Origin of the sequence: Kribbella sp. ALI-6-A (assembly GCF_001984195.1) — a bacterium.
Taxonomy (GTDB): domain Bacteria; phylum Actinomycetota; class Actinomycetes; order Propionibacteriales; family Kribbellaceae; genus Kribbella.
The window spans coordinates 434588-461126 of record NZ_MTQN01000008.1; the positions used below are offsets into that span (position 1 = coordinate 434588).

The following is a 26539-nucleotide window of genomic DNA, read 5'->3' on the forward strand; positions in this document are numbered from 1 at the left end:
GAGATCAGCGGGCCTGGAGTGCCCGCTGGAGTTCGGCGCCCGTCCACGCGCGGCGGGGGCCCGTCTCCTCGGCGCGAATCAGCTCGACGAGCTTGGCGTTGACCGGCGCGGTGCGGCCGAGAGATTCGGCGAGGCGGACGACTTCGCCGTTCAGGTAGTCGATCTCGGTCCGTCGGCCGGCCCGCAGGTCCTCCCACATCGACGTCCGTGCGTACGGGTCGATCGCGAGCATTTTCGAGGCCAGCCGGCGGAACACGAAGTCCGGCAGGCGGAGGACCGCAGGCATCCGCTCCGGCGGCAGCGCGGTCAGCCGGGCGGGCCGAATCCCCTTCAGCTGAAGGAGTTTCAGCGTCTCGTCCTGCGCGGCGGCCAGGCAGCGGCGATAGGCCCGCTGCGAGAGCTCATCCCGCAGTGGCACATCGGACAAGGCGTTGACCGGGTTGTTCAGGTTGAGCAGCAGCTTCGCCCACTGCACCGCGAGGATGTCCGCGTGCTGCTGCAACGGCAACCCGGCCCGCGCGAAAGCCTCCACGTACGGCGCGAGCGCCGCGTGCTCCTCGACGTCGAGCGCACCCTCGGTCCCTTGGTGGAACGCCCCACCGCCCTTGGTGAGCACGTTGAAGGGGACCATCCCGCTGAGCACCACCTGCTCCGGCAGCCGTTCCCGCAGGACATCGCCGTTACGGACGCCGTTCTGGAAACTCACCACGACCGCGCCGGGCTTCAGGACGGCGGCCAGCTCGTCGGCGGCGCTCGCCGTCGCGGCGGACTTCACCGTCACCAGCACGAGCTCCGCCTCGGCCACCGCCTGCGCGCTGGTCGCGAACCGCAAGCCGTCGACCCGCAGGTCCGCGCCGAGGTAGTCGGTCAGGTGAAGCCCGTGCGCGGCCAGCTCGTCACCGACTCGCTGCCGCCCGACGAACACGACCTCCGCTCCGCCGGCGACCAGCCGACCGCCGACGTAGCACCCGAGCCCGCCCGCGCCGTACACCGCGATCGTCACACCGGTCTCCCTTCGGGCAGTTGTCCGGTCAGCTCCTGAAGTATCGGTCACGCGGATCCCCACTGCGCCCGACGACGCGCGGCGCGGATCAGGCCGGGTGGCGCCAGCTCATGTCGGCGTGCATCCAGTGCGGGTAGGGCAGCGGCGTGCGGCTGACCTCGTCGAGAGCGGACAGGTCCTCGGGGGTGAGGGTGAGGTCCACGGCGGCCAGGTTGGCCGTCAGCTGCTCGGGGCGTTTCGCACCGACGATGACGCTGGTGACGGCGGGACGCGCCAGCAGCCAGGCCAGCGCGGTCTGCGCGACGGTCGCGTCGTGCTGGTCGGCGACCTTGCGCAGGACGTCGACGATGTCGTAACCCTGCTCGAGGTCGACCGGCGGGTTGGAGAACTTCGCCCGCCGGGCCCCGGTGTCGGTGGTCCCGTCCCGGTCGAACTTGCCGGACAGGAAACCGCCGGCGAGCGGGCTCCAGACCAGCAGGCCGACCTTCTCCTCGAGCAGCAGCGGGACCAGTTCGGTCTCGATGTCACGGCCGGCCAGTGAGTAGTACGACTGCGAGGCCTGGAAGCGGTTCAGGCCGAGACGATCGGACGTGCCGAGCGCCTTCATCAGCTGCCAGGCGGCCAGGTTGGAGGCGCCGAGGTACCGGATCTTGCCCTGCCGGACGGCGTCGTCGAGCGCGCGCAGCGTCTCCTCGATCGGCGTGATCGGGTCGAAGGTGTGGATCTGGTAGAGGTCGATGTGATCGGTCCGCAGCCGCCGGAGGCTGTCGTCGAGCGCCTTGGTGATCCAGTGCCGGGTCAGGCCGGCCTGGTTCGGGCCCGGGCCCATCCGGGCGGCCAGTTTGGTGGCGAGCACGACGTCGTCGCGACGGGTGGTGAGGATCCGGCCGAGCATCTGTTCGGACTCACCCCCGGCGTACATGTCCGCGGTGTCGATCAGGTTGACCCCGTGGTCCAGCGCGGTACCGACCAGGCGGTCGGCGGCGGTCTCGTCGAGCGCGCCGATCGCCTCCCACTGCGCACTGCCGGCGCCGCCGAACGACATGGTGCCCAGGGCGATCCGGGAGACGTACAGGCCGGTCGCACCCAGTTGAGCGAATTTCATCAAGCGTCCTTTCAGGAAGTCTGTCGCCAGGCTAGGAACGCGCCGGGGGATACTCCATGAGCAGAAGTCCGGAGTAGTTGAGCGATCGTCTGAGAGGACCCGCGGCATGGATCCGCTGTCGGAGATGCTGGCGGTGCTGGAGATCGAGGCGGCCCAGCCGTCCCGGTTCGAAGCCGCCGGGCAGTGGTCGCTGCGGTTCCCCGGCGGACGGCACCTCAAGGTCGGCGCGGTGCTCGCGGGGCAGTGCTGGATCACCGCCGAGGGGGCCGAACCGGTGCACCTGCGGGCCGGTGAGGGCTACCTGCTGGCCAGCACCCGCCCGTACGGTACGGCGTCCGACCCGGCGCTCCCGGCGATCGACGGGCAGCAGGTGTTCGACGGGATCTCCCCGGACACCGTGCGGTACCAGACGAGTGCCGACGATCCGGACCGGACGATCATCGTCGCGGGAGCGGTGTCGCTCGACCCGACCTCGGCGGCGCTGGTGGTCGACCACCTGCCGTCGATCGTGCGGATCGACGCGGGCAGTGCGCCCGGTCGCGCGCTCGGGCCGCTGCTCGAGCTGCTCGGCCAGGAGTCCGCGGAGGACTCGCTCGGCGCCGGCAACGTGCGCGAGCAGCTGACCAAGGTGCTGTTCGTCCAGGCGCTCCGGGCGTTGATTGCCTCCGACAACCGTCCGGCGGGCTGGCTCGGCGCGCTGGCGGACGAGTCGATCGCGCCGGCGCTGGAGCTGATCCATCGCGAGCCGGCGCGTGCGTGGACGGTCGCCGAGCTGGCGGAGAAGGTGGGGATGTCGCGGAGCTCGTTCGCGCTGAGGTTCAAGACGCTGGTCGGGCTGCCGCCGGTCGACTACCTGGCGCGCTGGCGGATCCTCGCGGCCGGACGGGCGTTGCGCTCGACGGACCGCACGGTGTACTCGGTGGCGACGGAGTTCGGCTACGGCTCGGAGAGCGCGTTCAGCAACGCTTTCAAGCGGGTCACCGGCCATTCGCCAACTCGCTATCGAGTCAAGAACAGCTGAGTTCATGCCTGGCCGCCGCGGCACCGCCGGACCACGCGGCTGGAACTTCCCGCCGCTGCCGGCGGAGAAAGGGCGAGGGGCAGCGGTGGGGGTGCCGGGGGCGGGGGCTGGGGCGGTGGGGTGCCGGAGGGCGGGGTGGGGCCTGGGCACCCACCCCGCCGTTCGTATCAGACCTCGGGGGTGTCTTCCGGGGTGTCCTCGGTGTCGGTCAGGGCCCACTTCAGCTGGAACTCGACCTCCTCCTCGTCCTCGCCGCGTTCGTGCTCGACGCTGAACTTCGCGTTCCTCGGAACGGTGAAGCGTTCGCCGGCGATCTGGATCCGGAACGGCTTGCCGGCCTCCAGCGCGTCGGCCAGCCGGCGCAGCTTGGCGGCGAAGTCCTCGACGGAGTAGGTGCGTTCGACATCTCTCTCACTCATGGCGCACATCCTGGCAGCCGGTGGGGTGACCGAAAACCAGCTGCGCGCTGTTGACCGCCTCGTCTACCGTTGCGGACATGGCTACTTGCCTCTGTGTCTAGCTGCGCGACCCGCTTCCGCACCCGAAGTGTGTCCCGTAGGCATCACAGAGAGTAACCATTCCCATGATCACCGTTCACTCGGTCGACGTGCGCGCCGGCGCCCAGCTGCTGCTGTCCGACCTGTCCTTCCACATCGGTCCCGGCGACAAGGTCGGCCTGGTCGGCCGCAACGGCGCCGGTAAGACCACGCTGCTCAAGACCCTGGCGGGCGAAGAACGCCCGGCCACCGGGACGATCACCACCACCGGCTCGGTCGGCTACCTCCCGCAGGATCCGCGCGCCGCCGATCCCGCCCTCACCGTCACCGCCCGGATCCTGTCCGCCCGCGGTCTGGACGTCGTCGTCGACCGGCTCCGGCGCGCCGAGGCGACGATGAGTACGGCGACCGGTGCCGAGCAGGAACGCGCGATGGCGGCGTACGCGCGGGCCGAGACCGAGTTCCAGGCCGCGGGTGGCTACGCCGCGGAGGCCGAGGCGGCTCGCCTCGCGGCGGGTGTCGGGCTGCCGCTGCGTGCTCTGGAGCAGCCGATCGGCGAACTGTCCGGCGGGCAGCGTCGCCGGGTGGAGCTGGCCCGGATCCTGTTCGCCGAGCACGACACGTTGCTGCTCGACGAGCCGACCAACCACCTCGACGCCGACTCGATCGTCTGGCTGCGCTCGTTCCTGCTCGGCTACTCCGGCGGTCTGGTCGTGATCAGCCACGACCGCGATCTGCTGGCCGCCACGGTCAACCGCGTCTTCCACCTCGACCCGCAGCGGCGAACGATCGACGTCCACAACACCGGCTGGGCGAAGTACCTCACCCAGTTGGAGACCGACGAGCGGCGCCGTACCCGCGAGCGCCACACCGCCGAACGCAAGGCGGCCGTGCTGCACGCGCAGGCGGCCAAGATGCAGGCCGGAGCCAGTACGGCGGTTGCCGCGCGCAACATGGCCCGCCGCGCCGACAAGCTGCTCGCCGACCTCGAGCCGGTACGCCGAGCCGCCCGCGTGGCGCGGATCCGCCTGCCCGACCCGGCGCCGTCCGGCCGTACTCCGCTGAGCGCGACCGGCCTGACCAAGTCGTACGGCGCGCTCGAGGTGCTCAAGGGCGTCGACCTGGCCGTCGACCGCGGCAGCCGGTTGGTCATCCTCGGCCTGAACGGCGCGGGCAAGACCACCCTGCTGCGGATCCTCGCCGGCCGGGAACAACCCGACAGCGGCCGGGTCGTCGCCGGACACGGTCTGCGCCTCGGGTACTTCGCGCAGGAGCACGACACGCTCGACCTGGCGAGCACGGTCCGTCAGAACCTTGCCGCGGTGGCGCCACGACTGACCGACGGCGAGGTGCGCAACGTGCTGGGCTCGTTCCTGTTCAGCGGCGACGACGCGGACAAGCCGGCGCACGTGCTGTCCGGCGGCGAGAAGACCCGGCTGGCCCTGGCGGGCCTGGTCCACTCCGGCGCCAACGTGCTGCTGCTCGACGAGCCCACCAACAACCTCGACCCGGCCTCCCGCGACGAGGTGCTCGGTGCCGTCGGCAACTACCCAGGCGCGATTGTGATGGTCACTCACGACGAGGGCGCGATCGAGGCGCTGCGCCCCGACCGTGTCCTGCTGCTGCCCGACGCCACCGAGGACCTGTGGACCGACGACTACCTGGACCTGGTGTCGCTCGCCTGATCCGGGGCGACGGACGTGCACCACTCACCAACCCAAGCCGGCACCGGCGTGTCGGCCCCGACACGCCGTGCGGCGACGAGTTGGTGAGTGGTGCACGTCCGGACGACGCTCCGAAGAGCCGCCGTGGAGCACCTGAGGGCAAACCGTCAGAGCCGCTCGGCGAGGTGGACGGTGACCTCGTCCCCGGTGGTCTTGCCGATCACCTTGCGCAGGGCGGCCTTGACCGGGAGTTTGTGGGTGCCGTCGCCGAGCGCCATGAACGAGCTCTCGAACGGGTGCCCGTCGATCGTGCCGCGGACCTTGACCAGTCCGCGGGTGCCGAAGAACTCGGCGGAGCCAGGCATCACGACGTACGTCCAGCCGCCCTTGGCGTCGCTGGTGTGCAGTTCGGCGGTGAAGTCGTAGTCCAGAGTCGTCATGGGTTCCTCCTCGGTTCGACGTGCTCTCACCCCACAGGTAGAAGCCACCGGCGCGATTTCGACACTAGTCGGATGGCAGGATGAAAACGTGAAGATTCGACCGGGGGAGCACGCCGACGTACCGGCCGTTCTGGCTTTGCTGGACGGCGCGACCGAGTGGCTGGTCGCGAACGGACGGACCGGTCAGTGGGGGACCGAGCCGCATTCGACGAACCCGCGGCGGATCGGCCAGATCACCGGGTTCGCGGCCGACGGTGGGCTGTGGATCGGGGAGCGCGACGGCCGGGTGGTCGGCGCGCTGGCCGTTGGCGAGGCGAGCGAGCACATCCCGCCGGCGACCGAGCCCGAGCTGTACATCCGGCTGCTGGTCACCGATCGCGCGGCGAAGGGCAGCGGGATCGGCACCGAGTTGATCCAGCACGCGCTGCACCTGGCCAAGCAGGCCGGAGTCGAGCTGGTCCGGGTCGACTGTTACGCCGGGGGCGACGGCGCCCTGGTCCGGTACTACGAGCGCCAGGGCTTCACCCGCACCGAGCCGTTCGCCGTACCGGTCAATGACTCGGTGTGGCCTGGACAGGTCCTGGCCCGGCGGGTGTGACCGCGCGGTGCACGGCGCCGTGCGCGTCGCTGCAGTGAAGCTCCGGTACGTCGCCTGACGCGTGGTCGACCTGAAGCGTCGAGTGGGTCAGGTGATGCCGCTCCGCCAGCACGGCCTCGATCTGCTCGCGGATCAGGTGGCAGTCCAGACCCTCGCGGACCAGGATGTGCGCCGAGGCGGCCGGTTCACCGGAGGTGATCTCCCAGACGTGCAGGTCGTGCACCTCGACCACGCCGGGGATGCAGCACAGCTCCTTGCCGAGCGCGGCCGGGTCGATCCCGGCGGGCGCGGCCTCGAGGAAGATCCGGCCGGAGGCGCGGACCAGGTCGACGCCGGCCTTCAGCATCAGCGCGGCGACGATCAGCGCGGCGATCGAGTCGGCGCGGGTGAAACCGGTCAGCAGCACGATCAGCCCGGCGACGGCCGTGGCGACGAACGCGAACAGGTCGTTGAGGATGTGCTGGAACGCGCCCTCGACGTTCAGGCTGGAACGGTTGGCCTTGCTGATCAGCCAGGTCGCGGCGAGATTGACGAAGATGCCGACCACGCCGACGATCAGCACGAGCAGACCCTCGACCTCGGGCGGGTGGATCATCCGCTCGACCGACTCGTAGACGAAAAACGCCGCGAGCAGCAGCAAGGTGATGCCGTTGGCCTGCGCGGACAGGATCTCGACCCGCTTGAGGCCGTAGGTGAAACCGCCCGCCGGTGGACGCGCCGCCAGCCGGATCGCGATCAGGGCGAGCGCGATGGCGATCGCGTCGGTCAGCATGTGCGCGGCGTCGGTGATCAGCGCCAGCGAGCCGGCCGCGAAGCCGACGATCACCTCGGCCGCCATGAACGCGAGGATCAGGGCGAGCGCGCCGGTCAGCAGTTTGCGGTCGGCACTCGTACTGACCCCGTGCCCGTGTCCATGCCCGTGACCGTGCCCCGCGCCGGCCATCAGGAGCTGCGCTCGGGGTGGATGGCGTCGGTGTGCTCGGTGTGCGCGACCGCGAGGTCGACCAGCATCCGCACGTGCGCGTCGTCCAGGCGGTAGTAGGCCATCCGGCCGTCCCGGCGGACCGAGACCACGCGGTGGGCGCGCAGCAGGCGCAGCGCGTGCGAGGTGGCCGACTCGCTCATGCCGGTGACCGCGGCGAGGTCGCAGACGCACAGTTCGCCGTCGAGCAGCGCGACCAGCAGCTTGAGCCGGCGCGGGTCGCCGAGCAGCCCGAACACGTCGGCGGTGTCGACGACGTCCTGCTCCGACGGCATCCTGGCGTGAACGGCCGAGACCCGCTCGGGGTCGACCAGCTTCACCGCGCAGGCGTCGACCCCGGTGGGGGACTGCACATCTGCAGAACTCTTCATATGTCACACCGTAGAGCACCGCCCGGCCCTTGGCCAGGAAGCGGAGTGTCTGCTCGCTTGCATCGCACCGCTGGATGGTGGCACGGGCATGCCACTGTCACTGCCCGTATCGTGCTCTGACACCATCGTCACGGGCTGGTTTGTCCTGAGTAAGGACTGTGTGAAGAATCGGTGCTGTCGGCTCTGTCGGGATGGATCGGCGCACGGCCGGCCGTAAGTTCGTTGAGGTGTCGGTCGAGGTCGGGAGTGAGCGAAGTGTTACGGGGCAGTCGGGTGGTGCCGTCGGCACGCCCGCGGGAGATGGCGTCGGCGCGATCGTGACGACGATGAACAAGATTCTGGCGGGAGCCGGAGTGGTGCTGGTGCTGGTCGGCCTGGGACTCGGGTTCCGGTCGGTCTCGGCCGACGGGGTCGACTGCGGTTCGGCGTTCTCGCCGGCCCGGGGGATCACGCCGATGGCCTGCGACGGGCAGCTGGACAGCTCGGTCACGCTGGTGACCGTGGTCCTGGTGGCCGGCGTACTGCTGCTGGCGGTCGGACTGGTGCTGAAGCTGGTCCGCGACCGGCGGGTCGAGGCCTGACCGCGGAAACCAGGTGCGCCGCGCGCCGGATCCACGGCAAGCTGCGCCGGTGACCATCGAACCTTTCCGGCTGGCGATTCCCCAGCAACAGCTCGACGATCTCGCGCTGCGGCTGGACCTGACTCGCTGGCCCGACGAGCTTCCCGGCGTCGGCTGGGCGTACGGCGTACCGCGGGACCATCTGCGCGAGCTGGTCGAGTACTGGCGGCACGAGTACGACTGGCGCGCCGCCGAGGCCCGCTTGAACGAGTGGCCGCAGTTCACCACGACGATCGACGGCACCCGGGTCCACTTCGCGCGGGTGCCGTCGCCCGAGCCGGACGCGATCCCACTGGTGATCACGCACGGCTGGCCGGGTTCGATCGCGGAGTTCGTCGAGGTTGCGGGACCGCTGACGGATCCTCGCGCGCACGGCGCCCCCGACGCGCCGGCCTTCGAACTGGTGATTCCGAGCATCCCGGGATTCGGCCTGTCCGGCCCGACCACCGAGCCGGGCTGGGAGGTCAACCGGATCGCCCGCGCCTTCGCCGAGCTGATGGACCGGCTCGGCTTCCGCCGGTACGGCGTACAGGGTGGTGACTGGGGCGCCGGAATCTCCCGGGAGCTCGGGCGGATCCGGCCGGGCCAGGTGATCGGCGTCCACCTCAACCTGCTGCCCGGCGGCGGCGCGACTGCTGAGCCGACCGAGCAAGAGCTGGCCGGGCTCGATCCGGCCGAGCGCGCCCGGACCATCGCTTCCTGGCAACGGATGCGTGCGTGGCAGCAGGAGAAGCAGGGCTATGCCGATCTGCAGTCGACCCGGCCGCAGACCCTCGCCTACGCGCTGGTCGACTCGCCGGTGGGGCAGCTGGCCTGGATCGCGGAGAAGTTTCACGAGTGGGCCGATCCCGCGCAGCCGATCGGCCGCGACCACCTGCTGACCACGGTGATGCTCTACTGGCTCACCGGTACGGCGGGATCGGCCGGGCGGATCTACTACGAGCGCGCCCACCACGGCCGCCCGGTCGAGCCGTCGCGCACGCCGACCGCGCTGGCCGACTTCGCCCACGACAACTTCATCCCGCTCCGGGCGATCGCCGACCGGACCGACAACATCGTGCGCTGGACGTCGTACCCGCACGGTGGTCACTTCGCCGCGCTGGAGCAACCGGCCGTGCTGGTCGACGACGTCCGCGCGTTCTTCCGGGAGCTAGGCCGGTAACGCGGCGTTCATCCGGTCGAGCATCTCGGTCAGCAGCTCCGGGCCGGTGCCGAAGTTCAGCCGGACCCGGTCACGGCCGGCCGGGTCGTAATCCGAACCGGGGCCCAAGGCAACTTTCGCCCGGTCCAGGAAGTACGCCGCCGGATCCGGCGCGAGCCCGAGCCCGGCGCAGTCCAGCCAACCCAGGTACGTCGCCTGCGGTGGCGACCAGGTGACGCCGGCCGGCAGTCGCTCGCCGATCAGCGTACGGTTCCGGTCCAGCTGCGCGATCAACGCGTCCAGCCAGGCATCGCCGTCGGCGAAGGCCGCCTCGGCCGCGATCACCCCGAGCAGGCCAACCTGCTCGGCTGTGAACGGCAACCGCCGGACGACGTCTTGCGCGCGGTCGGAGGCGGTGACGAGCAACGCGCACTTGAGTCCGGCCAGGTTGAATGCCTTGGACGCCGAGGTCAGCGCGATCCCGCGCTCGCGCGCGGCGTCCGAGACCTCCAGCCAGGGCACGAACTCGGCGCCGGGAAGAACCAGCGGAGCGTGGATCTCGTCGGCCAGCACCCATGCGTCGTACTCGGCGCAGAGCTCGGCGATCTGCTCCAGCTCGTCGCGCGGCAGCACCCGGCCGGTCGGATTGTGCGGACTCGCCAGGATCAGGATTCGCAGTCCGTCGCGCAGCTCGACCGCCAGTCGGTCGAGGTCGAACGACCCGTCGGTCCGTAAGGGAATCTGCCGAATCGTGAAGCCCGCCGGCGGAAGTTGCTCGAGAAACGGTGGATAGCCCGCTGTCGCGAAGCCGACCTTGCCGCCCGGCGCGAGCACCCGGCACAGCTCGATCAGCCCGATCAGAACCTCGGGGATCAGCGTCAGCCGATCGGGATCCACCCGCCATCCGAGCCGGCGGGCGGCGAAGCCGGTGAAGGCCGCGCGCAGCTGGGGAGTGACTTCGTGCGCGTAGCCGAGATCGCTGCGGGCGATCGCGTCGTGCAGGACGGCGGCGATCGGCGGCGCCAGCGCGAAGTCGAGCTCGGCGACGGTCGCGCCGATCACACCCGGCGGATGCCCGGACCACTTCTCACTGCGCCGCTGCCGCAGGACTTCGAGCTGGGGAACCGTCAGCATCGGTTCAGGCTACCGACCACGGCGGGCCGCGGCGCGGCAATTAGGGTGAGGCCATGAGCTTCACCGGGTTCCCGGTCGCCGCGCTGGACTTCTACGACGACCTCGAGATGGACAACAGCAAGACCTTCTGGGCCGAGCACAAGCACGTGTACGAGCAGTCGGTGCGGGCTCCGATGGCCGCTCTGCTGGCAGAGCTCGAACCGGAGTTCGGCCCGGCGAAGATCTTCCGGCCGTACCGCGACGTGCGGTTCGCCAAGGACAAGACGCCGTACAAGACGCACCAGGGCGCGTTCCTGCCGACCGGACCGTCCACCGGCCGGTACGTCGAACTGTCGGCGCCGGGCGTGCGGGTCGGGGCCGGGTTCTACGAGGCGGCCGCGGACCGGCTCGGCCGGATCCGGACGGCGATCGACGAGGACCGCCGCGGCAAGGAACTGGAGAAACTGCTGGCCCGGCTGGTCGCCGAAGGATGGACGGTCGGTGGCGACAAGCTGAAGACCACCCCGCGCGGGTACGACGCCGGCCATCCGCGGATCGAGCTGTTGCGGCACAAGTCGCTCGCGCTCAGCCGGTCGTACGGGTTCGAGCCGGTGATCCACAGCGCCGAACTGGTCGACCGGATCCGCACCGACTGGCGCGCCGTCACCCCGCTGCTGGACTGGCTCGACGCCAACGCCTGAGGCGGACCGGCGGTCAGAAGTCCTTGAGAATGGTCGAGATCAGGTCGCGGGTCTTGTTCGGCGGCGGGGCCGCGACGCAGAGGGCTTCCATCGTCGCCGTGTACTGGTCGAGGTCCTCGAGCTTGTCGAGGTACAGCGCACTGGTCAGGTGCTCGATGTAGACGATGTCGGGCAGATCCTGCTCGGGAAACCGCAGGATGCTGTACGCGCCACCGGTCGCCGCGTGGCCACCGGCCTCGAACGGCATCACCTGCAGCGTCACGTTCGGCATGTAGGTGGCCTCGATCAGGTGCTCGAGCTGAGCGCGCATCGCTTTCACGCCGCCGATCGGCCGGCGCAGCGCCGACTCGTCGACGACGGCCCAGAGCCGGACCGGGCTCACCCGGGTGAGCACCTCCTGGCGGCTGACCCGCAGCGACACCCGGCGGTCGACCTCGTCGGCCGGAATCAGCCCACGGCCGAGCTGAACGACGGCGCGCACGTACTCCTGGGTCTGCAGCAGACCGGGCACGAACTGCAGCTCGTAGGTACGAATCAGCTGGGCGGAGGCTTCCAGACCGAGGTAGGAGTGGAACCAGCTCGGCAGCACGTCGCCGAAGCGGTGCCACCAGCCGGGGTTGTTGGCGTCGCGGGCCAGCGACAGCAGCCGCTCGCGCTCCTCGGGGTCGTCCAGCCCGTAGAGCCGGAGCAGGTCGGCGACGTCGCGCTCCTTGAAACCGACCCGGCCGAGCTCCATCCGGCTGACCTTCGACTCCGACGACCGGATCTCCCAGCCCGCGTCGGACCGCGAAATACCGGCGGCCTCACGCATCCGGCGCAGGTGCGCTCCCAAGATGATGCGTAGCGCTGTCGGCCCGCTTTGCGCGCCCGACTCCGTCACACTCACCTCCGACGCCTCAGCTGTGCCTCTGTCGTACCCCGAGGCAAATCATCGCACGGCGGGCCGACGATCTGTCGCCGTTGTTCGGCAAGAGTCGTGGCGCCCGGCGAATCACTACCCAAAGTGACCCCGAGCCGGATGCGCCGCGCCCCACCCACTCAATTTGTCCGGACATAGTAGCGGCCGAAGAGGCCCTGGACCAGGCCCGAATCCCGGCGTGCGCGCCGCTGCTGAGCCTGAATCGGGTCTTCGGCAGGTCACAAACGGAAAACGTGCGAATGCACGTGCATCGGGCGCTTGCATTCGCAGCGTGCCGACGCCATGATTGATTCATGCACAGAAGGTGAGCTGGATCTCGCGCCAAGTGACATCTCCGTCGCAGACGCGAACCAGCAGGCCGGACCTTTGGCCCGTCGGCGGTTCGCCGCCGGCATGACTGGTTGGGGTACCCGAGTCGATGAGTGACCACGACGCACAGCCCGCCGAGTCCGTCGCCGCGCAGACCGGCGACCGGGCGCCCGACGAGCTCACCGAGCGGGAGATCCAGGAACTGGTGGCGCGCTGCCCCGAGCAGCAGCGCTGGGCCTTCGAAGGGTGGCTGCGCGGCGTCCGTCAGCTCGACGGCGACCCGATTGTGAGCCTGAGCCCATGAACACCGATCGAGGAGGACGGAAAATGGTGCGGATCTGGTTGGGTGACCACCTGATCGCCGAGTACGTCGCGGAGCCGGACCGGGCCTCGCGCTACCAGCGGGTGATGACGCCCAAGTTCACCGGTCTGCGCATCACTGTCGACAACGCGGCCGGCCCCGGCAGCGCCTCGGAACTGCCGCGCAGCGAGCAGCTCTGGCCGCTCACCGTGCAGTAGGCCCTAGTAATACAGCCCTCTGAACGACCGCTCGCGGGCCAGTGATCGGGTCCGCCGGCGGTGCACCACCGCTCCATGGTTCTCGGAGCGCCTCGATGGAAAGGCCGTCTCCCTCCTCAGGTGACGGCTGGGCAAAAGGCCGTCCTCCTCCTCAAGGGACGGCCTTTTGTCATGCCCGGGCCGACCAGCGGCCGGCAGACATGAAGAGGCCCCCTCACCGCTCGCCCGGTGAGGGGGCCTCTTGTCTTGGGTCGGACCCGGTTCAGGCGAGGTCGTCGAACTCCCCGTCCTGAACGCCGCCGAGGAACGCCTCGATCTCCGCCTGGGTGAAGACCAGGGCCGGGCCGTCGGTGTGGCGCGAGTTCCGCATCGCCACGCCGCCGCCCGGAAGCTTCGCCACCTCAACGCAGTTGCCGTTGGGGCCACTCCGCTGACTCTTGCGCCAGACCAGCTCGCTCATCGCGTCGCCGGGCATGCCGTTGTAGACAGCAGTCATCAGCTGCACCTTCCGTACGTCTTTGGCATATGCACGTGCATTTGGGCTTGCATTTGCATCGTACACGTTGGAGGCGCTTGTGTCCGGTCCAATACGCGGTGTGACCGAGGGTGTGTCGCCGGCCCGGTGCAGCGTCGCTATGGGTGATGGAAACCGGCCCTCGGACGCTTCCGGGCGACTCGGTGATTGGCCCGCGCCCGGCAGGGGAAGACTCCGACCGGACCCCCGTACGTCGTACTCGCGTGCCGCTGCTGGTACGCCGGCTCGGGGGCCTCGCCGGACTCGCGCCGGCGACCATGTCAGGACGTGGCGGCCGATGCGGAATCCCTTGCCTAGTTGAGAAATCAGGCTTTTCGGATCTGGCTCGGACAACACTCCCGAGCGGGCTGATCCAGGGCCGCACTGGTATCAAAATGCACTACGATGACCGCACTGTTTCCCTACAACACAAAGGCTGCGTCGATGGCGACTTCCGACGGCCCGGGGGCAACTCCGGCGTTCGACACCTCCCAACCCACCATCGCCCGCGTGTACGACGCGCTGCTGGGTGGCAAGGACAACTTCGCCGTCGACCGTGAGGGTGCGGCGACCTACCTGAAGTACGTCCCGGATGCCGGTCGTTGCGCGATCGACAACCGGGCCGCGCTGGTGCGGGGCGTTCAGTACCTCGTCCGCGACGCGGGCGTCGACCAGTTCCTGGACATCGGCAGCGGCCTGCCGACCCAGAAGAACACCCACCAGGCGGCGCAGGAGATCAACCCGAACGCCAAGGTGGTCTACGTCGACGTCGACCCGATCGTGCTCGCGCACGGCCGGGCGCTGCTGGCCACCAACGACAACACCACCGTGGTGACGGCCGATCTGCGGCAGCCGCAGGAGATCCTCGACCACCCGGACGTGAAGCGCCAGCTGGACTTCAGCCGCCCGATCGCGCTGATGGTCGTCGGTATCCACATGCACTTCCACGACGACGAGAAGCCCGACGAGTGGGTCCGCACCCTCATGGACCAGCTGGTCCCGGGCAGCTACCTGTTCATCACCGACTTCGTCGACACCGGTGAGCCGCTGCAGAAGGCGATGGAGCAGGCCGGCCTGGAGAGCCTGGGCAACGGCTGGATCCGGACCCCGGAGCGGATCGAGCAGCACTTCCTCGGCATGCCGCTGGTGCCGCCGGGCCTGGACTTCCTCGAGCGCTGGAACCCGTCGGCCCCCGACGACGAGGTGCCGGACGTCGACGAGCTGCAGCCCTACCAGAAGATTCTGATGGCCGGTATCGCCAAGAAGGTCTGACCCGCACGTCTCCCGAAGGCGCGCGTTCCTGATCCTGGGAACGCGCGCCTTCGTCGTCACCCGGATGTGATCGACTACCGCCATGACGCAGCTGCGGCGGGACCTGGGAGTCGGCGATGCGGTGGTGGTCGGCCTCGGCGCGATGATCGGTGCCGGGGTCTTCGTGGTCTTCGCCCCGGCCGCCGGGATCGCCGGCGCGAGCCTGCTGATCGCCCTCGCGGTCGCCGCGGTGGTTGCCTATTGCAACGCGACGTCGTCGGCCCGGCTGGCCGCCGTCCATCCGCAGTCCGGTGGGACCTACGTCTACGGCCGCGAACGGCTGAGCCCGTTCTGGGGTTACCTGGCCGGCTGGGCGTTCGTCGTCGGCAAGACCGCGTCCTGCGCGGCGATGGCGCTCACCGTCGGCTCGTACCTGTGGCCCGGGCAAGGGCGCGTGGTCGCTGTCGTCGCGGTCGTCGCCGTGACGACCCTGAACTACTTCGGCGTGCAGAAGTCCGCCTGGGCGAGCCGTGTGATCGTCGCCGTCGTCCTGCTGGTGCTCGCGGTGGTCGTCGTGGTCGGTCTGACCGCGGACGCGGCCGACTTCCAGCGGCTCGAGATCGGCAGCTCCGTTCCCCTGTCGGGTGTGCTCCAGGCGGCCGGCCTGCTGTTCTTCGCCTTCGCCGGTTACGCGCGGATCGCGACGCTGGGCGAGGAGGTCCGTGATCCGGCCCGGACGATTCCCCGCGCCGTCCCGCTCGCGCTGGCGATCACCTTCGGCACGTACGTCGCCGTCGCCGTCACCACCCTCGTCGTGCTCGGACCGGATCGCCTGGCCGCCTCCCCGGATCCGCTCGCGGACGTCGTGCACGCCGCCGGCGTACCGCTGCTCGGCCCGGTCGTACGGGCCGGCGCCACCGTCGCGGCGCTCGGCGCGCTGCTCGCGCTGATCCTCGGCGTCTCCCGCACCACCTTGGCGATGGCGCGGGACGGTCACCTGCCGCGTCGCCTGGCCGCGATCCACCCGCGCTACCAGGTCCCGCACCACGCCGAGCTCGCGGTCGGGCTCGTGGTCGTCCTGGTCGCCGCGACGACCGACCTCCGCGGCGCGATCGGCTTCTCGTCGTTCGGCGTGCTGGTCTACTACGCGATCGCCAACGCCTCGGCCTGGACGCTGCGCCCACGCCGGTACGCCGTACCGGTGGTCGGCCTGATCGGTTGCCTCGGGCTGGCCTTTTCCCTGCCGTGGGCGTCGATCGCCGTCGGCTCGGCCGTCCTGGCCGTCGGCGTACTGCTGTACTGGGCCAGCGGGCGACGACGCGTACGGTCTTGAACCCCAGTTTCACGCCACACCGTTGCCCAGGGCATGCATGGGATCCGGGCGGTTGGGTACGAGCCTGATCAGGAACGTGACCGTGGTCCAGAGATGTGCCACGCCGTGACTACCTGTCGCGAGGTCGTACCGATGGCTTCTTCTTCCGTTGAGACCGTGCCCACCCAGTGCTCGACCGCGGCCGATCGGGCCGCCCGTGAGGCCGTTACGCACGAACTGCTCGAACGCCGTGCCGCCAGCACCGACGAGACCGAGCGGCGGCAGTTGCTCGAACAGGTCGTCGAGCTCAACCTGGAGATGGCCAAGGGCATCGCCCGCCGGTTCCGCGGTCGCGGGGCCGAGGCCGACGACCTGGAGCAGGTCGCCTCGCTCGGCCTGGTGAAGGCCGCGCACCATTACCGCCTGGACGCCGACACGCCGTTCATCGGCTTCGCGATCCCCACCATCCGCGGCGAGGTGAAACGGTACTTCCGCGACTGCGCGTGGACCGTGCGGATTCCGCGCCGGCTGCAGGAGATGCAGGGCACGATCGCCGCCAAGCTGCCGCTGCTCGAGCAGGAGCTGAACCGCGAACCGACGCCGGCCGAGATCGCCGACCACCTCGACGTGGACGTGGCCGACGTCGAGCAGGCGCTGGCCGCGCGGGGATGCTTCAACGTCCTGTCGCTGGATCGGCCGGCCGAGCCGGACGCCGAACTCACCCTGGCCGACGTGGTCGCCGACGACGAGGACGCGAGCATCGACCAGTTGGAAGCGGTCGACATGCTGCAGCCGGTCCTGCAGGACCTCGGTCCGCGCGAACGGCGGATCCTGCAGTTGCGTTTCGTCGAGGGCTGGACCCAGTCCGAGATCGGCGCGGACATCGGGGTCAGCCAGATGCAGGTGTCCCGCGTCCTGCGCCGGATCCTCGACGACCTGCGCGCGAAACTCGCCCCGATGCCGGCCGCGGCTTAGAGCGCGAGGACGGCGCCCGCGGCAACCAACCGTTCCTGCAGCTGCCGTACGTCGAGCTGTTGCACCGCGCAACCAGCCCGGAGGGCGTGCACGGCCGCGAGTCCTGCCGCCTGCCCGAGCAACTCGTACTGCGGCTCCATCCGCACCGACGCGAAGGCGACGTGCGACGCGCTCAGGCACACCGGGACGAGCAGGTTCCGGCAGTCGTCGTATTTCGGCACGATGCACCGGTACGGGATCTGGTACGGCGCGACCGCGACCGACAGGTAGCCCTCGTTGAAAACCCACGGTGCCGGGTCCGGATGCTCGTAGGCGACCGCCCACGTGCGCTGCACCTCGCGGATGTCGATGTGGTACGACCCCATCGCGATCGCGTCGTACTGGCGGACCGGGCGGGGCAGCAGGTCGTGCTGGGTCAGCACGTACTCGCCGTTCATCCGCCGCGCCTCACGGACGTACAACTGGTGTGGCAGGCCGCCGTCGAACTCGTCGGGCGCGAACCCCCAAGCCCCGAGGCCGTCCCGGACCGACCGGGGGACCGCCGGGTCGGTGGTCATGAACCAGAGGAAGTCGCGGGTGTAGTCGGCGTGCCGGCGGCGGATCCGTTCGCGCAGCTCCTCGTCGGCGTCCGGGTAGGCCCAGTTGGTTCCGTCGAGCAGACTGAGCGACAGCGGGCCGATCGAGTTCCCGTCGCACTTGCCGTTCGGCAGGTTCGGGACCAGGCCGATCACGTCGCCGGCGGCCGGTTCCACACCGTTCGCCCGCAGGACGGCGAACCACCGGCGAGCCAGTTCCCACTCGGCCGGGTCGTAGCCCGGCCGCTGCTCGAACGGCAGCCGGTCCGGCGCCGAGCTGAGACAGACCCGGAACCCGTAGGCCATCACTCCGCCGTCGCCCTCACCTGGCGCGACCAGTGGACGCTGGTGGACGAGCGGCAGTGGCTCACCGTCCTGCAGCGGGGACACCGCGGTCGGGAACTGGTGCTTGCCCGGGGCAAACTCCTGCCGGCCGCCCAGCGACTCGCCGTACTTGAACCTGCCTTCCCGGCCCACGGCGTACGGCACGCCCGCGGCGGCCAGCAGATCGCCTTCGTAGCCGGCGTCGACGAACATCCCGGCCCGATACGTCCCGGCCGTCGTACTGAGCGCGCGGATTTCGCCCTCAGTGACGTCCACGCTCAGCAGCCTGGCCTCGAAGACGACGTCCACGCCGGCCTCGGTGAGCCAGTCGGTGAAGATCTGCTCGGCGACATGCGGTTCCGGGCCGGCGTAGTGGCCCGCCGGTACGCCGTACCGGTCGGCGACGGCGAGCATGAACTCGCGGGCCAGGCCGCCGAGCACGCGGGCGTCGCCCAGATCGGTGTAGCCGAGGCCGCCGGACACCATTCCGCCCAGATGGCGGCCCGGTTCCAGCAGGATCACCCGGGCGCCTTCCCGCGCGGCGGCGACCGCCGCGGTCACACCGGCCGCGGTCCCGCCGTACACGACGATCTCGGTCTCGTGGGCTGCGTCGTTCACCGGGCCAGCCTAGGGCCGACTCACGCGGGCGGTTGTCACGGTCGGTGCGGGGGTAGAGGCACAATGAGGGGGATGCTCACTAGCCTGGGATCGGGGCCGTGTACTACCGGATGATCTGGACGTTGCCCAAGGATGCGATCGCCGTGGTGCGGTGGTATCCGCGGATGGTGGTGGCCTTCGCCGGTGCCCTGGCCGGAACCGCGCTGGTGTTCGACGTGTTCTACCTGATCGCCAGTCCGGGGCTCGCGCTGGCGCTGGTCTACACCGTGCCGGTGCTGGCCGGGCTGGTCGCCGGACTGGTTGCCGCGGCCGACGACGTCGGGCTGGAACGGCGGGAACTGGTCTGGACCGTGCTGGCGACCGTGGTGCTCGGCCTCACCAACGCCGTGCTGGTGGCGATGGTCTCCGCGATGCGCCGGACCGATCCGTCGAACTGGCGGGCCGGTTGGCAGGCGGTGCTGTTCGCCGGCTGCACCGTGTTCTCGGTGGCGCTGATGATCGTTGTCCTGGGCAAGCTGGTGCGCGTGCTCGGGGTCGAGGTGCAGACCCGGTGGCCGGTGCGGGCGGTGCCGGTCGTGGTGCCGGCGACGGCGGTGGCGCGCGTGGACGAGAAGCCGCGAGCGAGCAAGGAAGCGGCCGCCCGGGCTCCGGTTCCGGTGCGGGTCCCGGAGCCCGAGCCGGAGATCGAGCAGTACGGCGACGAGTACGACGAGCCGGTCCCGGCGTACGTGCCGCGGGTGGTCGATCTCGACGAGCCGCGGACGATCACGCCGTCCGCCGAGGGGACCGGCCACGCCGATCGCCGGGTGGTGCGGCGCCGGACCCCGCCGAGCGTGCCCCCGTCGCGTCGTACGCCGCGCACCCGCCGCCGTCCTGAGCGGTGACACGTTCCGGGTCAGCGCCCCGAAGTACGGCTCGGTCTTTGCGGTGAAGAAGAACTCCAGCGGCTGCGCCGTGACCGCGATCGGCTCGACCGGTCACTCGTTGCTTGGAACAACGTCCGGACCAGCTCGATAACCGGCCCGGGCAGGGTACCGGTCGACCAGCCGCAGTCGATCGGCGTACTGCGGCCGACGAACCGGGGATCCGTGCCGATCAGGTCGAATCGGCTCCGGTCTCCCGCATCGCCTTCTTCAGCCGCAGCGGCAGGCCCAGCCCGGGCCGCCGTCGTCCAGGACCATCGCGCGGATCCGCCGCTGGATGGCGCGACGTCGAAACACTGGGCCGAACACCCGTTCTCGGGTAGCGCATGCGCGACCACGCCCTAGGCTTGCGAAGGTGAAACCCGTGTGGGACCTCGCGATCGTCGGTGCCGGCCCGGCCGGGACGGCGGCTGCGCTGGGCGCGCTCGCCGCGGACCCGACGCTGTCGGTGCTGCTGCTCGACCGGACCGGGTTCCCGCGGGACAAGACGTGCGGGGACGGGATCGCGCCGCACGTGCTCGACCTGCTCGCGTCGGTCGGGGTGACCGGGCTGGTCGACGACTGGACGCCGGTCCGCCGGCTGGCGCTCGAGCACGACGGGCTGGTGGTCGACCGGGAGATGCAGCGTGCGACCTGGGTGGTTCCGCGCGAGGTGTTCGACGCGCGACTGGTCGAGGCGGCGACGGCGGCCGGCGCGCAACTGGTCGAGCATCGGGTCCGCTCGGTCGAACTCCGCCCCGACTGCGTCCTGCTGGACGGCACGATCGCGGCGAAGGTGGTGGTCGGCGCGGACGGCGCGCAGTCCGTCGTACGGCGGGCGCTCGGGGTGAAACCGGCGCCTGCCGCGCTGGCGCTGCGTGGGTACGCGCCGACGCGCGACGGCCGCGACGCCCGCCAGGTGATCGTGTACGGGCCCGGCCGGCAGCCGTCGTACGCGTGGTCGTTCGACCGGGGCGACGGCCTGTCGAACGTCGGCTACGGCGAGGCGCTGCACCCGGGCCGCCCGCACCCGACGCGTGCGGATCTGCTGGCCAAGCTGGAGCAACTCCTGCCGGACTCGACCCGGGACGGTACGTCGTGGAAGGCGCACCACTTGCCACTCACCACCTGGACCTGGCGCCCACAGCTCGGCCGCGTCCTGCTCGCCGGGGACGCCGCCGCCCTGATCAACCCGATGACCGGCGAGGGCATCTACTACGCCGTCGCCACCGGGCTGCACGCCGGCCGGGCTGCTCGGGCCGGGTCGGAGGCAGGAGCGACGTACCGCAAGCTCGTCCGTCCGCTCGCCGCGCACTTCCGGCACGCGACGCTCGCGGGACGCCTGTCCGGATCCCCGCGCATCCTCGACGCGGGAATCCGTGGCGCGGCCGCCGACCAGCGCGTGTTCGACGACCTGGTCGCGCTCGGCCTGGCCGACGGGCGGATCACCTCGCGCGTGCTGCGCTCGCTGGTCGGGCGCTGAGTCGTCTCAGCATCCGAGCGATTTGTCGATCTGCCCACTGGCCAATGGATTCCTTCTACGGTGGGTCCATGCTGGACGAATCGACAGCTCGCGAGGACAAGCGCACCGACTGGTTGCGCTCCCGCGAGGAGTGGGCGCCGACCGTGGTCGGGCTCGTCCTGATCGTCCTCGTGCTCGCGGGCGTCATCCCGGTCGACCTGCTGCCCTGACGGCGAGCGCGTCGCGCTGGGCCGGAGTCAGCCGCCCAGGTGCTGCCGCGACGGCGTACGTGGTGGGCGTGGGCCGGTCGAGCGTCAGGGGATCGGTGAAGGGCGCGTAGGTCTCGGCGTCGCGGAGGGCGTCGGCGACCCGATCGGCGGCCCAGCCGAGGGCATCGGTCAGCTCGGGTGCGGTGAGTGGGCGGCGCGCGTGCAGCAGCGCGGCGAGCACGGTGGCCGCGTCTTCCGCGGCGGCGGACGAGAGGCCGCCGGCCATGTCGTCGCTGAGCTGGGTGAAGAAGCGGGCCATCTGGTGCAGCCGCGCGCCGGCCGGCGTACCGGGGTCGAAGAGGGCCGCGCCTTCCCGGGCTCGCTCGGCCCAAGCGGCGTTCGCGCGGGCGCTGGTGACCCAGGCGCGCATCCAGACGTCGTCGGCGATCCGGTAGTGCTCGCGGCGGCTGTCCGGTGAGCGCCCGCGCTCGACCAGCTCGATCTCTTCCAGGTAGGCGATCGCCTTCGAGATGGACGCCGGGCTCACCCGCAGCCGGCCGACCAACTGCGCCGCCGTGAGGCTCGGCTCGTCGGTCGTGGAGAGCAGGGCGAGCACCCGGGCGGCCATCCGTGGGACACCGTTGGCCACCATCGTCGCCGCGAAGCGCTCGACGAACTCCAGGACGGCGGGATCCTCGCCCGGTGCGGACGCGGGCGGGTCGGACCGATGCCGGCGCCGAGCCCGGTACGCCGTGGCGTGGTGCGCGTGCTCGGCCCGGTACCCGCGCGGGCCGCCGTTGCGGGCGATCTCCCGGCTCACGGTGGAGGTCGGCCGATCGAGCCGGCGCGCGATCTCGGCGTACCCGAGACCGTCGGCCAGCCCGGCGGCGATCGCCTGACGCTCGTCCTGGCGCAGCCGGTCTCCTGGCATCGGTCCTCCTCCCTGGTGCGTTCATCCACAGCTCATTGCAACGGCCGATTGCATTCACTGTCAGGTCCATTGCATTGAATCGCTGGAATCGCCGAAAAACAAGGGATTCTGACGATGATCAGCGTTGCCGGTGGTTCGAGCGAACCCTAGCGTTCACAGTCATGGAAACAATAGACGTGCGCGGACTGCGGATGCGGTACGGCGCCACCGACGTGCTGCACGACGTCAGTTTCGCGGTCGGTCCCGGCGAGGTGCTCGCACTGCTCGGCCCGAACGGCGCGGGCAAGACGACCACGATCGAGATCCTCGAAGGCTTCCGGATGCGCTCGGCCGGTGCCGTCACGGTGCTGGGCGTCGATCCGGCCCACGGCGACGAGGCCTGGCGGGCCCGGCTCGGGGTGGTGCTGCAGTCCTGGCGCGACCACGGCAAATGGCGGGTCCGCGAATTGCTCGCCCACCTCGGCCGGTACTACGCGCCGTACGCGACGGCGACGACCGTGAGGCCGTGGGACGCCGACGAGCTGATCGAGCTGGTCGGACTGACCGATCGCGCGGACCACAAGCTCAAGACGTTGTCGGGCGGGCAACGCCGCCGGCTGGATGTTGCCATCGGCATCGTCGGGCGGCCCGAGCTGCTGTTCCTCGACGAACCGACGACCGGGTTCGACCCGGCCGCGCGGTACGCCTTCCACGCGCTGGTCCGGCGGCTGGCGACCGACCTGCACACGACGATCCTGCTGACCACGCACGACCTCGACGAGGCGAGCAAGCTGGCCGACCGGATCCTCGTCCTGTCCGACGGCCGGGTCCTGGCGAGCGGCACGCCCGACGAGCTCACCCGCCAGATCGCGGGCCGGGACGAGGTCCGCTGGCGCATCGACGGTACGGCGTACGAGGAGCTGACGGGGGAGTCGACCGCCTTCGTCCGCGATCTGTTCACCCGGTACGGCGACGCGGTGCAAGACCTGGAGGTGCGCCGGGCCCGGCTGGAGGACGCGTACTTGGCGCTGGTGGGGGAGGGCCGATGACCGCATGGCGGATCGGTTGGTCGCGCGGCATGATCGAGCTGCGGCAGTCGTTCAGCAACGGGGCGGACCTGGTCAGCCATTTCCTCTGGCCGGTCCTGATGCTGGTCGCGCTGTACTTCCTGCGGGACCGCGAGTTCGCCGGGACGGGGATCCTGCTCGGAACCCTCGCGCTGCCGAGCATTCTCGGCATGAACGCGGCGATGGGCATGGTCAGCATGAGCCAGCAACTGACCGCGGACCGCGAGGACGGCACGCTGCTGCGCGCGAAGGCGACGCCGGCCGGCGTCCAGGCTTATCTGGTCGGCAAGGTCGTCTCGGTCGCCGGCGGACTGATCGCCGATCTCGCGATCTTGCTGGTGCCGGGCTTGTTCCTGGTCGACGGTCTGGCGTTCTCGCTGACGTCGTTGCTCACGTTGGTCTGGGTGCTGCTGCTCGGGTTGCTCGCGACCCTGCCGATCGGCGCGATCCTGGGCTCGGCCTTCCCCAGCGCGCGGGCCCAGGGACTGGTGCAGCTCCCGGTGCTCGCGATGATAGCGATCTCGGGCATCTTCTATCCGCTCAGCGCACTGCCGGGCTGGCTCCAGGTGGTCGCGCAGGTTTCGCCGATCTACTGGATGGGACTCGGGACCCGCTCGGCTTTGTTGCCAGATGCAACTGTGGTGGTGGAGGTCGGGGAGTCCTGGCGGCACCTGGAAACCGTCGCCGTGCTGGGCGCCTGGGCTGTGCTCGGACTCCTCGTCGCGCCGGTCCTGCTCCGGCGGATGGCTCGCCGGGAGTCGGGGTCGTCCGTGGCGATTCGCCGCGAGAAGGCGTTGCAACGAGTCGGCTGAGTTCAGTCCGTACCGAAGTGCGTCCGTGAGGCCTGCTTTTGAGCCTCACGGCGTACGGCGGCCAGCAGTGCGTCACCCAGCACGGTGCCGATCACGGCTCGCTCGGTCAGGGCGTCGAGATCGTCACCCGCCCGCTCCAGCCACTTCAGCTCCAGCTCGGCCAGCTGAGCGGCCGTGTCCCGATAGGCACTCAGCAGGTCGGCGATGTCGGCATGCCCGAGGTCGTCGGCCGTCGCGAGCACCTCGTCGACCGAGCTCGCGGCGACCGCGCGTTGCGCCTCTCCGAGCGTGCTGTGCACGGTCCGCTCCGGATCCTCGACGGCCGCGACCACCCGCTTGACCATCGCCACCGGAATCCCGCCGAGCCCGGTCAGGGCCCGAAGCAACCGAATCCGGTGCAGGTGCGACTCGTCGTACGAGACCTGGTTGTAGCCGGCTCGCGCGCCGCCGGGCAGCAGCCCTTCGCGCACGTAGTACTTGATCGTCGCCGCCGGTACGCCGGACCGCTCGGCCAGCTCGTTGATCCGCATCCAGGTCCTCTCGGGTCTTGATCGATAGTACCACTATCGACTAGCCTCGCGGCATGTTGACCCTGCGCCTGGCCGCCGTGGCGATCGCCGCCGTCACCGCGTTGCTGCTGCTGATCGGCGACCATCCGCGGGAGTTCGTCGTCGCGGATCTCCTGGTGGTCGCCCTGCTGGCCCTCGCCGCCGTCCTGCCGGTGTCGCGCGGGGCCGTGCTCGCGCTGGCGATCGGGTTCGGGGCCGGGCTGGGCGTGTTCACGGTCGCTTTCGTCGGCACGCTCGACGACGGCCCGCTGAACTGGCCGCTGGCCACCGCTGTCGCCGGATGCCTGGCCGGAGTCGCGTTGACCTGGCGCCAGTACGGCGTGGAGTCGCGCGCCTAGTCGATCGTCCTCGGCTGGGCCGACGGCCCGGGGGTGAAGGCGACCTCGCGCGGCTCGGGCTCGTGGCCGGCGGCGCAGTGCATGGTGACCGTGACCTCCTCGCCGCAGCCGCGGTGGCGGGCGATCAGCGGCGGTCCGTCGTCGAGCGGGAGGTGCTCGTCGCCCCACTGGACCAGCGCGACCATCACCGGGTAGAGGTCGAGGCCGGCCTGGGTGAGGCGGTACTCGTACCGCTCGCGCTGGCCGGGCAGCCGGTACGGGACGCGGCGGAGCAGGCCGCGGTCGATCAGGCGCGCGAGCCGGTCGGTGAGCACCTGGCGGGGGATCTCGGTCCGGGTCCGGATGTCCTCGAACCGGCGCAGCCCGACGAACACCTCGCGCAGCACGTGGAACGTCCACTTGTCGCCGAGGATCTCCATCGTGCGCGAGATCGTGCAGTTCGCCGTCGACCAGCGCAGCGCCTCCGGCCTCGTCTCCGACAGTGTTTCCTGCTGGCTCATGCTCCGATGATAAGTCCGCTTGACAGACTCAGCCAACCGCGGGCAGTCTGAATCTGTGAATCAGACTCAGCTGAGCCCTCCGCCGCCGGTCGCTGTGCCTGCCAGTCCCCTCCTCGACGTCGCGCCGCGTCGAACCGAGGCGTTCCCGATCCGCCGGGCGACCGGGGGCGACCTCGGCAAACTGTCGGAGATGCTCGACGGTCTGTCCGAGCTGAGCCTCTACTTCCGCTTCCAGACCTCCGTCGGCCACCCGCCCCGCCGCTCACTGATCGAGCCGCTGCTCCACCCCAACGGCCAGTCCTGGGTCGCCGAGCACGACAACCGCCTGATCGCCCACGCGATGTGGGCCTGGGCGCACGGCGCTCCCGCCACACCCACCGCGGAACTCGCCGCCATCGTCGCGGATCCTTACCAGGGTCGCGGTCTGGGCCTACGCCTGCTCACGCTGGCGGCGGCCCACGCCACCGCCGCCGGAGCCGCCCAGCTCCTCCTGGTCGTCAGCTCCGCCAACGACCGGACGCTGCGCCTCATCCGCCGCCGCTGGCCCACCGCCCCGGCCGAACGAGACGGCGCGTTGATCAACTTCACCGTGCCCACCCCGATCTGACGAACCGGCGCCAGGTTCCGCGTCACGATCGACCTCGCGCCTCCGGCCGGCCCCTGGTTCGGGGCCGGCCGGAGGATGCTGGAGGGCGGAACCGATCAGCCGAACATGCCCGGCTCGTAGAAGCCGGCCGGCTGCTGGATCATCACGTTCAGCCGGTTGTAGGCGTTGATGATCGCGATCACCGAGACCAGTGCGACCAGCTGGTCCTCGTCGTAGTGCTTGGCGGCGTTCGCCCAGACCTCGTCGGAGACGCCGCCGGCGGCGTCGGCGATCCGGGTGCCCTCCTCGGCCAACTCCAGCGCGGCCCGCTCGGGCTCGGTGAAGACGGTCGCCTCGCGCCAGGCGGCGACCATGTTGAGCCGCAGCGGGTCCTCACCGGCGGCGACGGCGTCCTTGTAGTGCATGTCGGTGCAGAAGCCGCAGCCGTTGATCTGGCTGGCGCGCAGCTTCATCAGCTCCTGCGTCGCCAGCGGCAGGCTCGACCCACTGACAGCGCGTCCGGCGGAGTTGATGTACTTCAGCACCTGACCCGCGAGCGCGTTGCCTTGAAGGTTGAGACGGGCGTCCATGACGATCTCCCTCGCTGTGATT

General features: G+C 70.4%; 32 protein-coding genes. 18 read left to right on the forward strand and 14 right to left on the reverse strand.

The features are described from left to right. Positions 1–4: 4 nt before the first annotated feature. Both BWI15_RS08040 and BWI15_RS08045 read right to left on the reverse strand, forming a co-directional pair. Positions 5–1003, reverse strand: a complete 999-nt coding sequence (locus BWI15_RS08040) for a 2-dehydropantoate 2-reductase (RefSeq protein ID WP_077013662.1) — start codon at positions 1001–1003, stop codon at positions 5–7. Between the two features lie 88 nt (positions 1004–1091). After that, on the reverse strand, positions 1092–2108 hold the full coding sequence (locus tag BWI15_RS08045) for an aldo/keto reductase (protein ID WP_077013663.1): 1017 nt from the start codon (positions 2106–2108) through the stop codon (positions 1092–1094). Positions 2109–2214: 106 nt separating this feature from the next. Here BWI15_RS08045 and BWI15_RS08050 point away from each other — a divergent pair, with 106 nt between their 5' ends. Next, positions 2215–3129, forward strand: a complete 915-nt coding sequence (locus tag BWI15_RS08050; protein WP_077013664.1) for an AraC family transcriptional regulator — start codon at positions 2215–2217, stop codon at positions 3127–3129. Between the two features lie 167 nt (positions 3130–3296). On the opposite strand, the gene BWI15_RS08055 is transcribed toward BWI15_RS08050, so the two are convergent. Further along, the gene (locus BWI15_RS08055) at positions 3297–3548 is read right to left on the reverse strand and encodes an amphi-Trp domain-containing protein (protein ID WP_193432143.1); all 252 of its coding nucleotides are present in this window, start codon (positions 3546–3548) and stop codon (positions 3297–3299) included. Positions 3549–3712: 164 nt separating this feature from the next. Here BWI15_RS08055 and BWI15_RS08060 point away from each other — a divergent pair, with 164 nt between their 5' ends. Next, a complete protein-coding gene (locus tag BWI15_RS08060) occupies positions 3713–5311 on the forward strand; it encodes an ABC-F family ATP-binding cassette domain-containing protein (RefSeq protein ID WP_077013666.1) in 1599 nt (532 codons plus the stop codon). A 146-nt stretch (positions 5312–5457) separates the two neighbouring features. On the opposite strand, the gene BWI15_RS08065 is transcribed toward BWI15_RS08060, so the two are convergent. Beyond that, positions 5458–5730, reverse strand: coding sequence for a DUF1905 domain-containing protein (locus tag BWI15_RS08065; protein WP_077013667.1), 273 nt, complete (start codon positions 5728–5730; stop codon positions 5458–5460). 88 nt (positions 5731–5818) lie between these two features. On the opposite strand from BWI15_RS08065, the gene BWI15_RS08070 reads away from it, so the two are divergent. Continuing rightward, complete coding sequence (locus tag BWI15_RS08070; RefSeq protein WP_237771190.1) at positions 5819–6328, forward strand: GNAT family N-acetyltransferase; 510 nt, start codon at positions 5819–5821, stop codon at positions 6326–6328. Here BWI15_RS08070 and BWI15_RS08075 read toward each other — a convergent pair. Next, positions 6282–7271 carry a cation diffusion facilitator family transporter gene (locus BWI15_RS08075; RefSeq protein ID WP_077013668.1) on the reverse strand — a complete coding sequence of 330 codons (990 nt, stop codon included), beginning with the start codon at positions 7269–7271 and terminating at the stop codon, positions 6282–6284. The two genes, BWI15_RS08070 and BWI15_RS08075, sit on opposite strands and share 47 nt — an antisense overlap. Then, complete coding sequence (locus BWI15_RS08080) at positions 7271–7681, reverse strand: ArsR/SmtB family transcription factor (protein WP_077013669.1); 411 nt, start codon at positions 7679–7681, stop codon at positions 7271–7273. Before BWI15_RS08080 ends, BWI15_RS08075 begins: the two co-directional genes overlap by 1 nt. A 326-nt stretch (positions 7682–8007) precedes the next feature. Between BWI15_RS08080 and BWI15_RS08085 the strand changes: the two genes are divergently transcribed. Both BWI15_RS08085 and BWI15_RS08090 read left to right on the forward strand, forming a co-directional pair. Next, positions 8008–8262 carry a hypothetical protein gene (locus BWI15_RS08085; protein ID WP_237771191.1) on the forward strand — a complete coding sequence of 85 codons (255 nt, stop codon included), beginning with the start codon at positions 8008–8010 and terminating at the stop codon, positions 8260–8262. A 49-nt stretch (positions 8263–8311) separates the two neighbouring features. After that, positions 8312–9463, forward strand: a complete 1152-nt coding sequence (locus tag BWI15_RS08090) for an epoxide hydrolase family protein (protein WP_077013670.1) — start codon at positions 8312–8314, stop codon at positions 9461–9463. Here BWI15_RS08090 and BWI15_RS08095 read toward each other — a convergent pair. Further along, positions 9452–10576, reverse strand: a complete 1125-nt coding sequence (locus tag BWI15_RS08095; protein ID WP_077013671.1) for a MalY/PatB family protein — start codon at positions 10574–10576, stop codon at positions 9452–9454. The two genes, BWI15_RS08090 and BWI15_RS08095, sit on opposite strands and share 12 nt — an antisense overlap. Before the next feature lie 53 nt (positions 10577–10629). Here BWI15_RS08095 and BWI15_RS08100 point away from each other — a divergent pair, with 53 nt between their 5' ends. Further along, on the forward strand, positions 10630–11256 hold the full coding sequence (locus BWI15_RS08100; protein WP_077013672.1) for a DUF2461 domain-containing protein: 627 nt from the start codon (positions 10630–10632) through the stop codon (positions 11254–11256). 13 nt (positions 11257–11269) lie between these two features. On the opposite strand, the gene BWI15_RS08105 is transcribed toward BWI15_RS08100, so the two are convergent. Continuing rightward, on the reverse strand, positions 11270–12136 hold the full coding sequence (locus BWI15_RS08105; RefSeq protein WP_077013673.1) for a helix-turn-helix domain-containing protein: 867 nt from the start codon (positions 12134–12136) through the stop codon (positions 11270–11272). A 457-nt stretch (positions 12137–12593) separates the two neighbouring features. On the opposite strand from BWI15_RS08105, the gene BWI15_RS08110 reads away from it, so the two are divergent. Both BWI15_RS08110 and BWI15_RS08115 read left to right on the forward strand, forming a co-directional pair. Then, a complete protein-coding gene (locus tag BWI15_RS08110; protein WP_077013674.1) occupies positions 12594–12788 on the forward strand; it encodes a hypothetical protein in 195 nt (64 codons plus the stop codon). 23 nt (positions 12789–12811) lie between these two features. Continuing rightward, complete coding sequence (locus tag BWI15_RS08115) at positions 12812–13003, forward strand: hypothetical protein (protein ID WP_012919557.1); 192 nt, start codon at positions 12812–12814, stop codon at positions 13001–13003. A gap of 262 nt (positions 13004–13265) precedes the next feature. On the opposite strand, the gene BWI15_RS08120 is transcribed toward BWI15_RS08115, so the two are convergent. Then, on the reverse strand, positions 13266–13499 hold the full coding sequence (locus BWI15_RS08120; protein ID WP_077013862.1) for a DUF397 domain-containing protein: 234 nt from the start codon (positions 13497–13499) through the stop codon (positions 13266–13268). Positions 13500–13961: 462 nt separating this feature from the next. Here BWI15_RS08120 and BWI15_RS08125 point away from each other — a divergent pair, with 462 nt between their 5' ends. From BWI15_RS08125 to BWI15_RS08135, 3 genes are all read left to right on the forward strand, one after another. Then, complete coding sequence (locus tag BWI15_RS08125) at positions 13962–14789, forward strand: SAM-dependent methyltransferase (RefSeq protein ID WP_077013863.1); 828 nt, start codon at positions 13962–13964, stop codon at positions 14787–14789. Positions 14790–14871: 82 nt separating this feature from the next. Then, entirely contained in the window at positions 14872–16101 is a 1230-nt protein-coding gene (locus tag BWI15_RS08130; RefSeq protein ID WP_077013675.1) for an APC family permease, read from the forward strand. Between the two features lie 132 nt (positions 16102–16233). Next, positions 16234–17055: a sigma-70 family RNA polymerase sigma factor gene (locus BWI15_RS08135; protein ID WP_077013864.1), complete on the forward strand. Its 822-nt coding sequence runs from the start codon at positions 16234–16236 to the stop codon at positions 17053–17055. Here BWI15_RS08135 and BWI15_RS08140 read toward each other — a convergent pair. Beyond that, positions 17052–18572 (reverse strand): FAD-dependent oxidoreductase, encoded by a 1521-nt coding sequence (locus tag BWI15_RS08140; RefSeq protein ID WP_077013676.1) that lies wholly within the window; start codon positions 18570–18572, stop codon positions 17052–17054. The genes BWI15_RS08135 and BWI15_RS08140 overlap by 4 nt on opposite strands. A gap of 98 nt (positions 18573–18670) precedes the next feature. Here BWI15_RS08140 and BWI15_RS08145 point away from each other — a divergent pair, with 98 nt between their 5' ends. From BWI15_RS08145 to BWI15_RS39260, 3 genes are all read left to right on the forward strand, one after another. Then, positions 18671–19456 (forward strand): hypothetical protein, encoded by a 786-nt coding sequence (locus BWI15_RS08145; protein WP_077013677.1) that lies wholly within the window; start codon positions 18671–18673, stop codon positions 19454–19456. A gap of 394 nt (positions 19457–19850) precedes the next feature. Then, positions 19851–20957, forward strand: coding sequence for an NAD(P)/FAD-dependent oxidoreductase (locus BWI15_RS08150; protein ID WP_077013678.1), 1107 nt, complete (start codon positions 19851–19853; stop codon positions 20955–20957). Positions 20958–21025: 68 nt separating this feature from the next. After that, entirely contained in the window at positions 21026–21166 is a 141-nt protein-coding gene (locus BWI15_RS39260; protein WP_168197276.1) for a hypothetical protein, read from the forward strand. On the opposite strand, the gene BWI15_RS08155 is transcribed toward BWI15_RS39260, so the two are convergent. Next, entirely contained in the window at positions 21141–22076 is a 936-nt protein-coding gene (locus BWI15_RS08155) for a GbsR/MarR family transcriptional regulator (RefSeq protein ID WP_077013679.1), read from the reverse strand. The genes BWI15_RS39260 and BWI15_RS08155 overlap by 26 nt on opposite strands. A 161-nt stretch (positions 22077–22237) precedes the next feature. On the opposite strand from BWI15_RS08155, the gene BWI15_RS08160 reads away from it, so the two are divergent. Together BWI15_RS08160 and BWI15_RS08165 are read left to right on the forward strand one after the other, a co-directional pair. Beyond that, positions 22238–23104, forward strand: a complete 867-nt coding sequence (locus tag BWI15_RS08160) for an ABC transporter ATP-binding protein (protein WP_202817590.1) — start codon at positions 22238–22240, stop codon at positions 23102–23104. Continuing rightward, positions 23101–23934 carry an ABC transporter permease gene (locus BWI15_RS08165; protein WP_077013681.1) on the forward strand — a complete coding sequence of 278 codons (834 nt, stop codon included), beginning with the start codon at positions 23101–23103 and terminating at the stop codon, positions 23932–23934. The genes BWI15_RS08160 and BWI15_RS08165 overlap by 4 nt, the downstream gene beginning before the upstream one ends. Positions 23935–23936: 2 nt before the next feature. Here BWI15_RS08165 and BWI15_RS08170 read toward each other — a convergent pair whose 3' ends face one another. Next, entirely contained in the window at positions 23937–24464 is a 528-nt protein-coding gene (locus tag BWI15_RS08170) for a MerR family transcriptional regulator (RefSeq protein WP_077013682.1), read from the reverse strand. Positions 24465–24517: 53 nt separating this feature from the next. Here BWI15_RS08170 and BWI15_RS08175 point away from each other — a divergent pair, with 53 nt between their 5' ends. After that, complete coding sequence (locus tag BWI15_RS08175) at positions 24518–24841, forward strand: hypothetical protein (protein ID WP_077013683.1); 324 nt, start codon at positions 24518–24520, stop codon at positions 24839–24841. On the opposite strand, the gene BWI15_RS08180 is transcribed toward BWI15_RS08175, so the two are convergent. Beyond that, positions 24838–25341 carry a winged helix-turn-helix transcriptional regulator gene (locus BWI15_RS08180; protein ID WP_077013684.1) on the reverse strand — a complete coding sequence of 168 codons (504 nt, stop codon included), beginning with the start codon at positions 25339–25341 and terminating at the stop codon, positions 24838–24840. The two genes, BWI15_RS08175 and BWI15_RS08180, sit on opposite strands and share 4 nt — an antisense overlap. A gap of 55 nt (positions 25342–25396) precedes the next feature. Between BWI15_RS08180 and BWI15_RS08185 the strand changes: the two genes are divergently transcribed. Further along, on the forward strand, positions 25397–25948 hold the full coding sequence (locus tag BWI15_RS08185; RefSeq protein ID WP_237771192.1) for a GNAT family N-acetyltransferase: 552 nt from the start codon (positions 25397–25399) through the stop codon (positions 25946–25948). A 95-nt stretch (positions 25949–26043) separates the two neighbouring features. Here BWI15_RS08185 and BWI15_RS08190 read toward each other — a convergent pair whose 3' ends face one another. After that, positions 26044–26517 (reverse strand): carboxymuconolactone decarboxylase family protein, encoded by a 474-nt coding sequence (locus BWI15_RS08190; RefSeq protein WP_077013686.1) that lies wholly within the window; start codon positions 26515–26517, stop codon positions 26044–26046. Positions 26518–26539 lie beyond the last annotated feature (22 nt).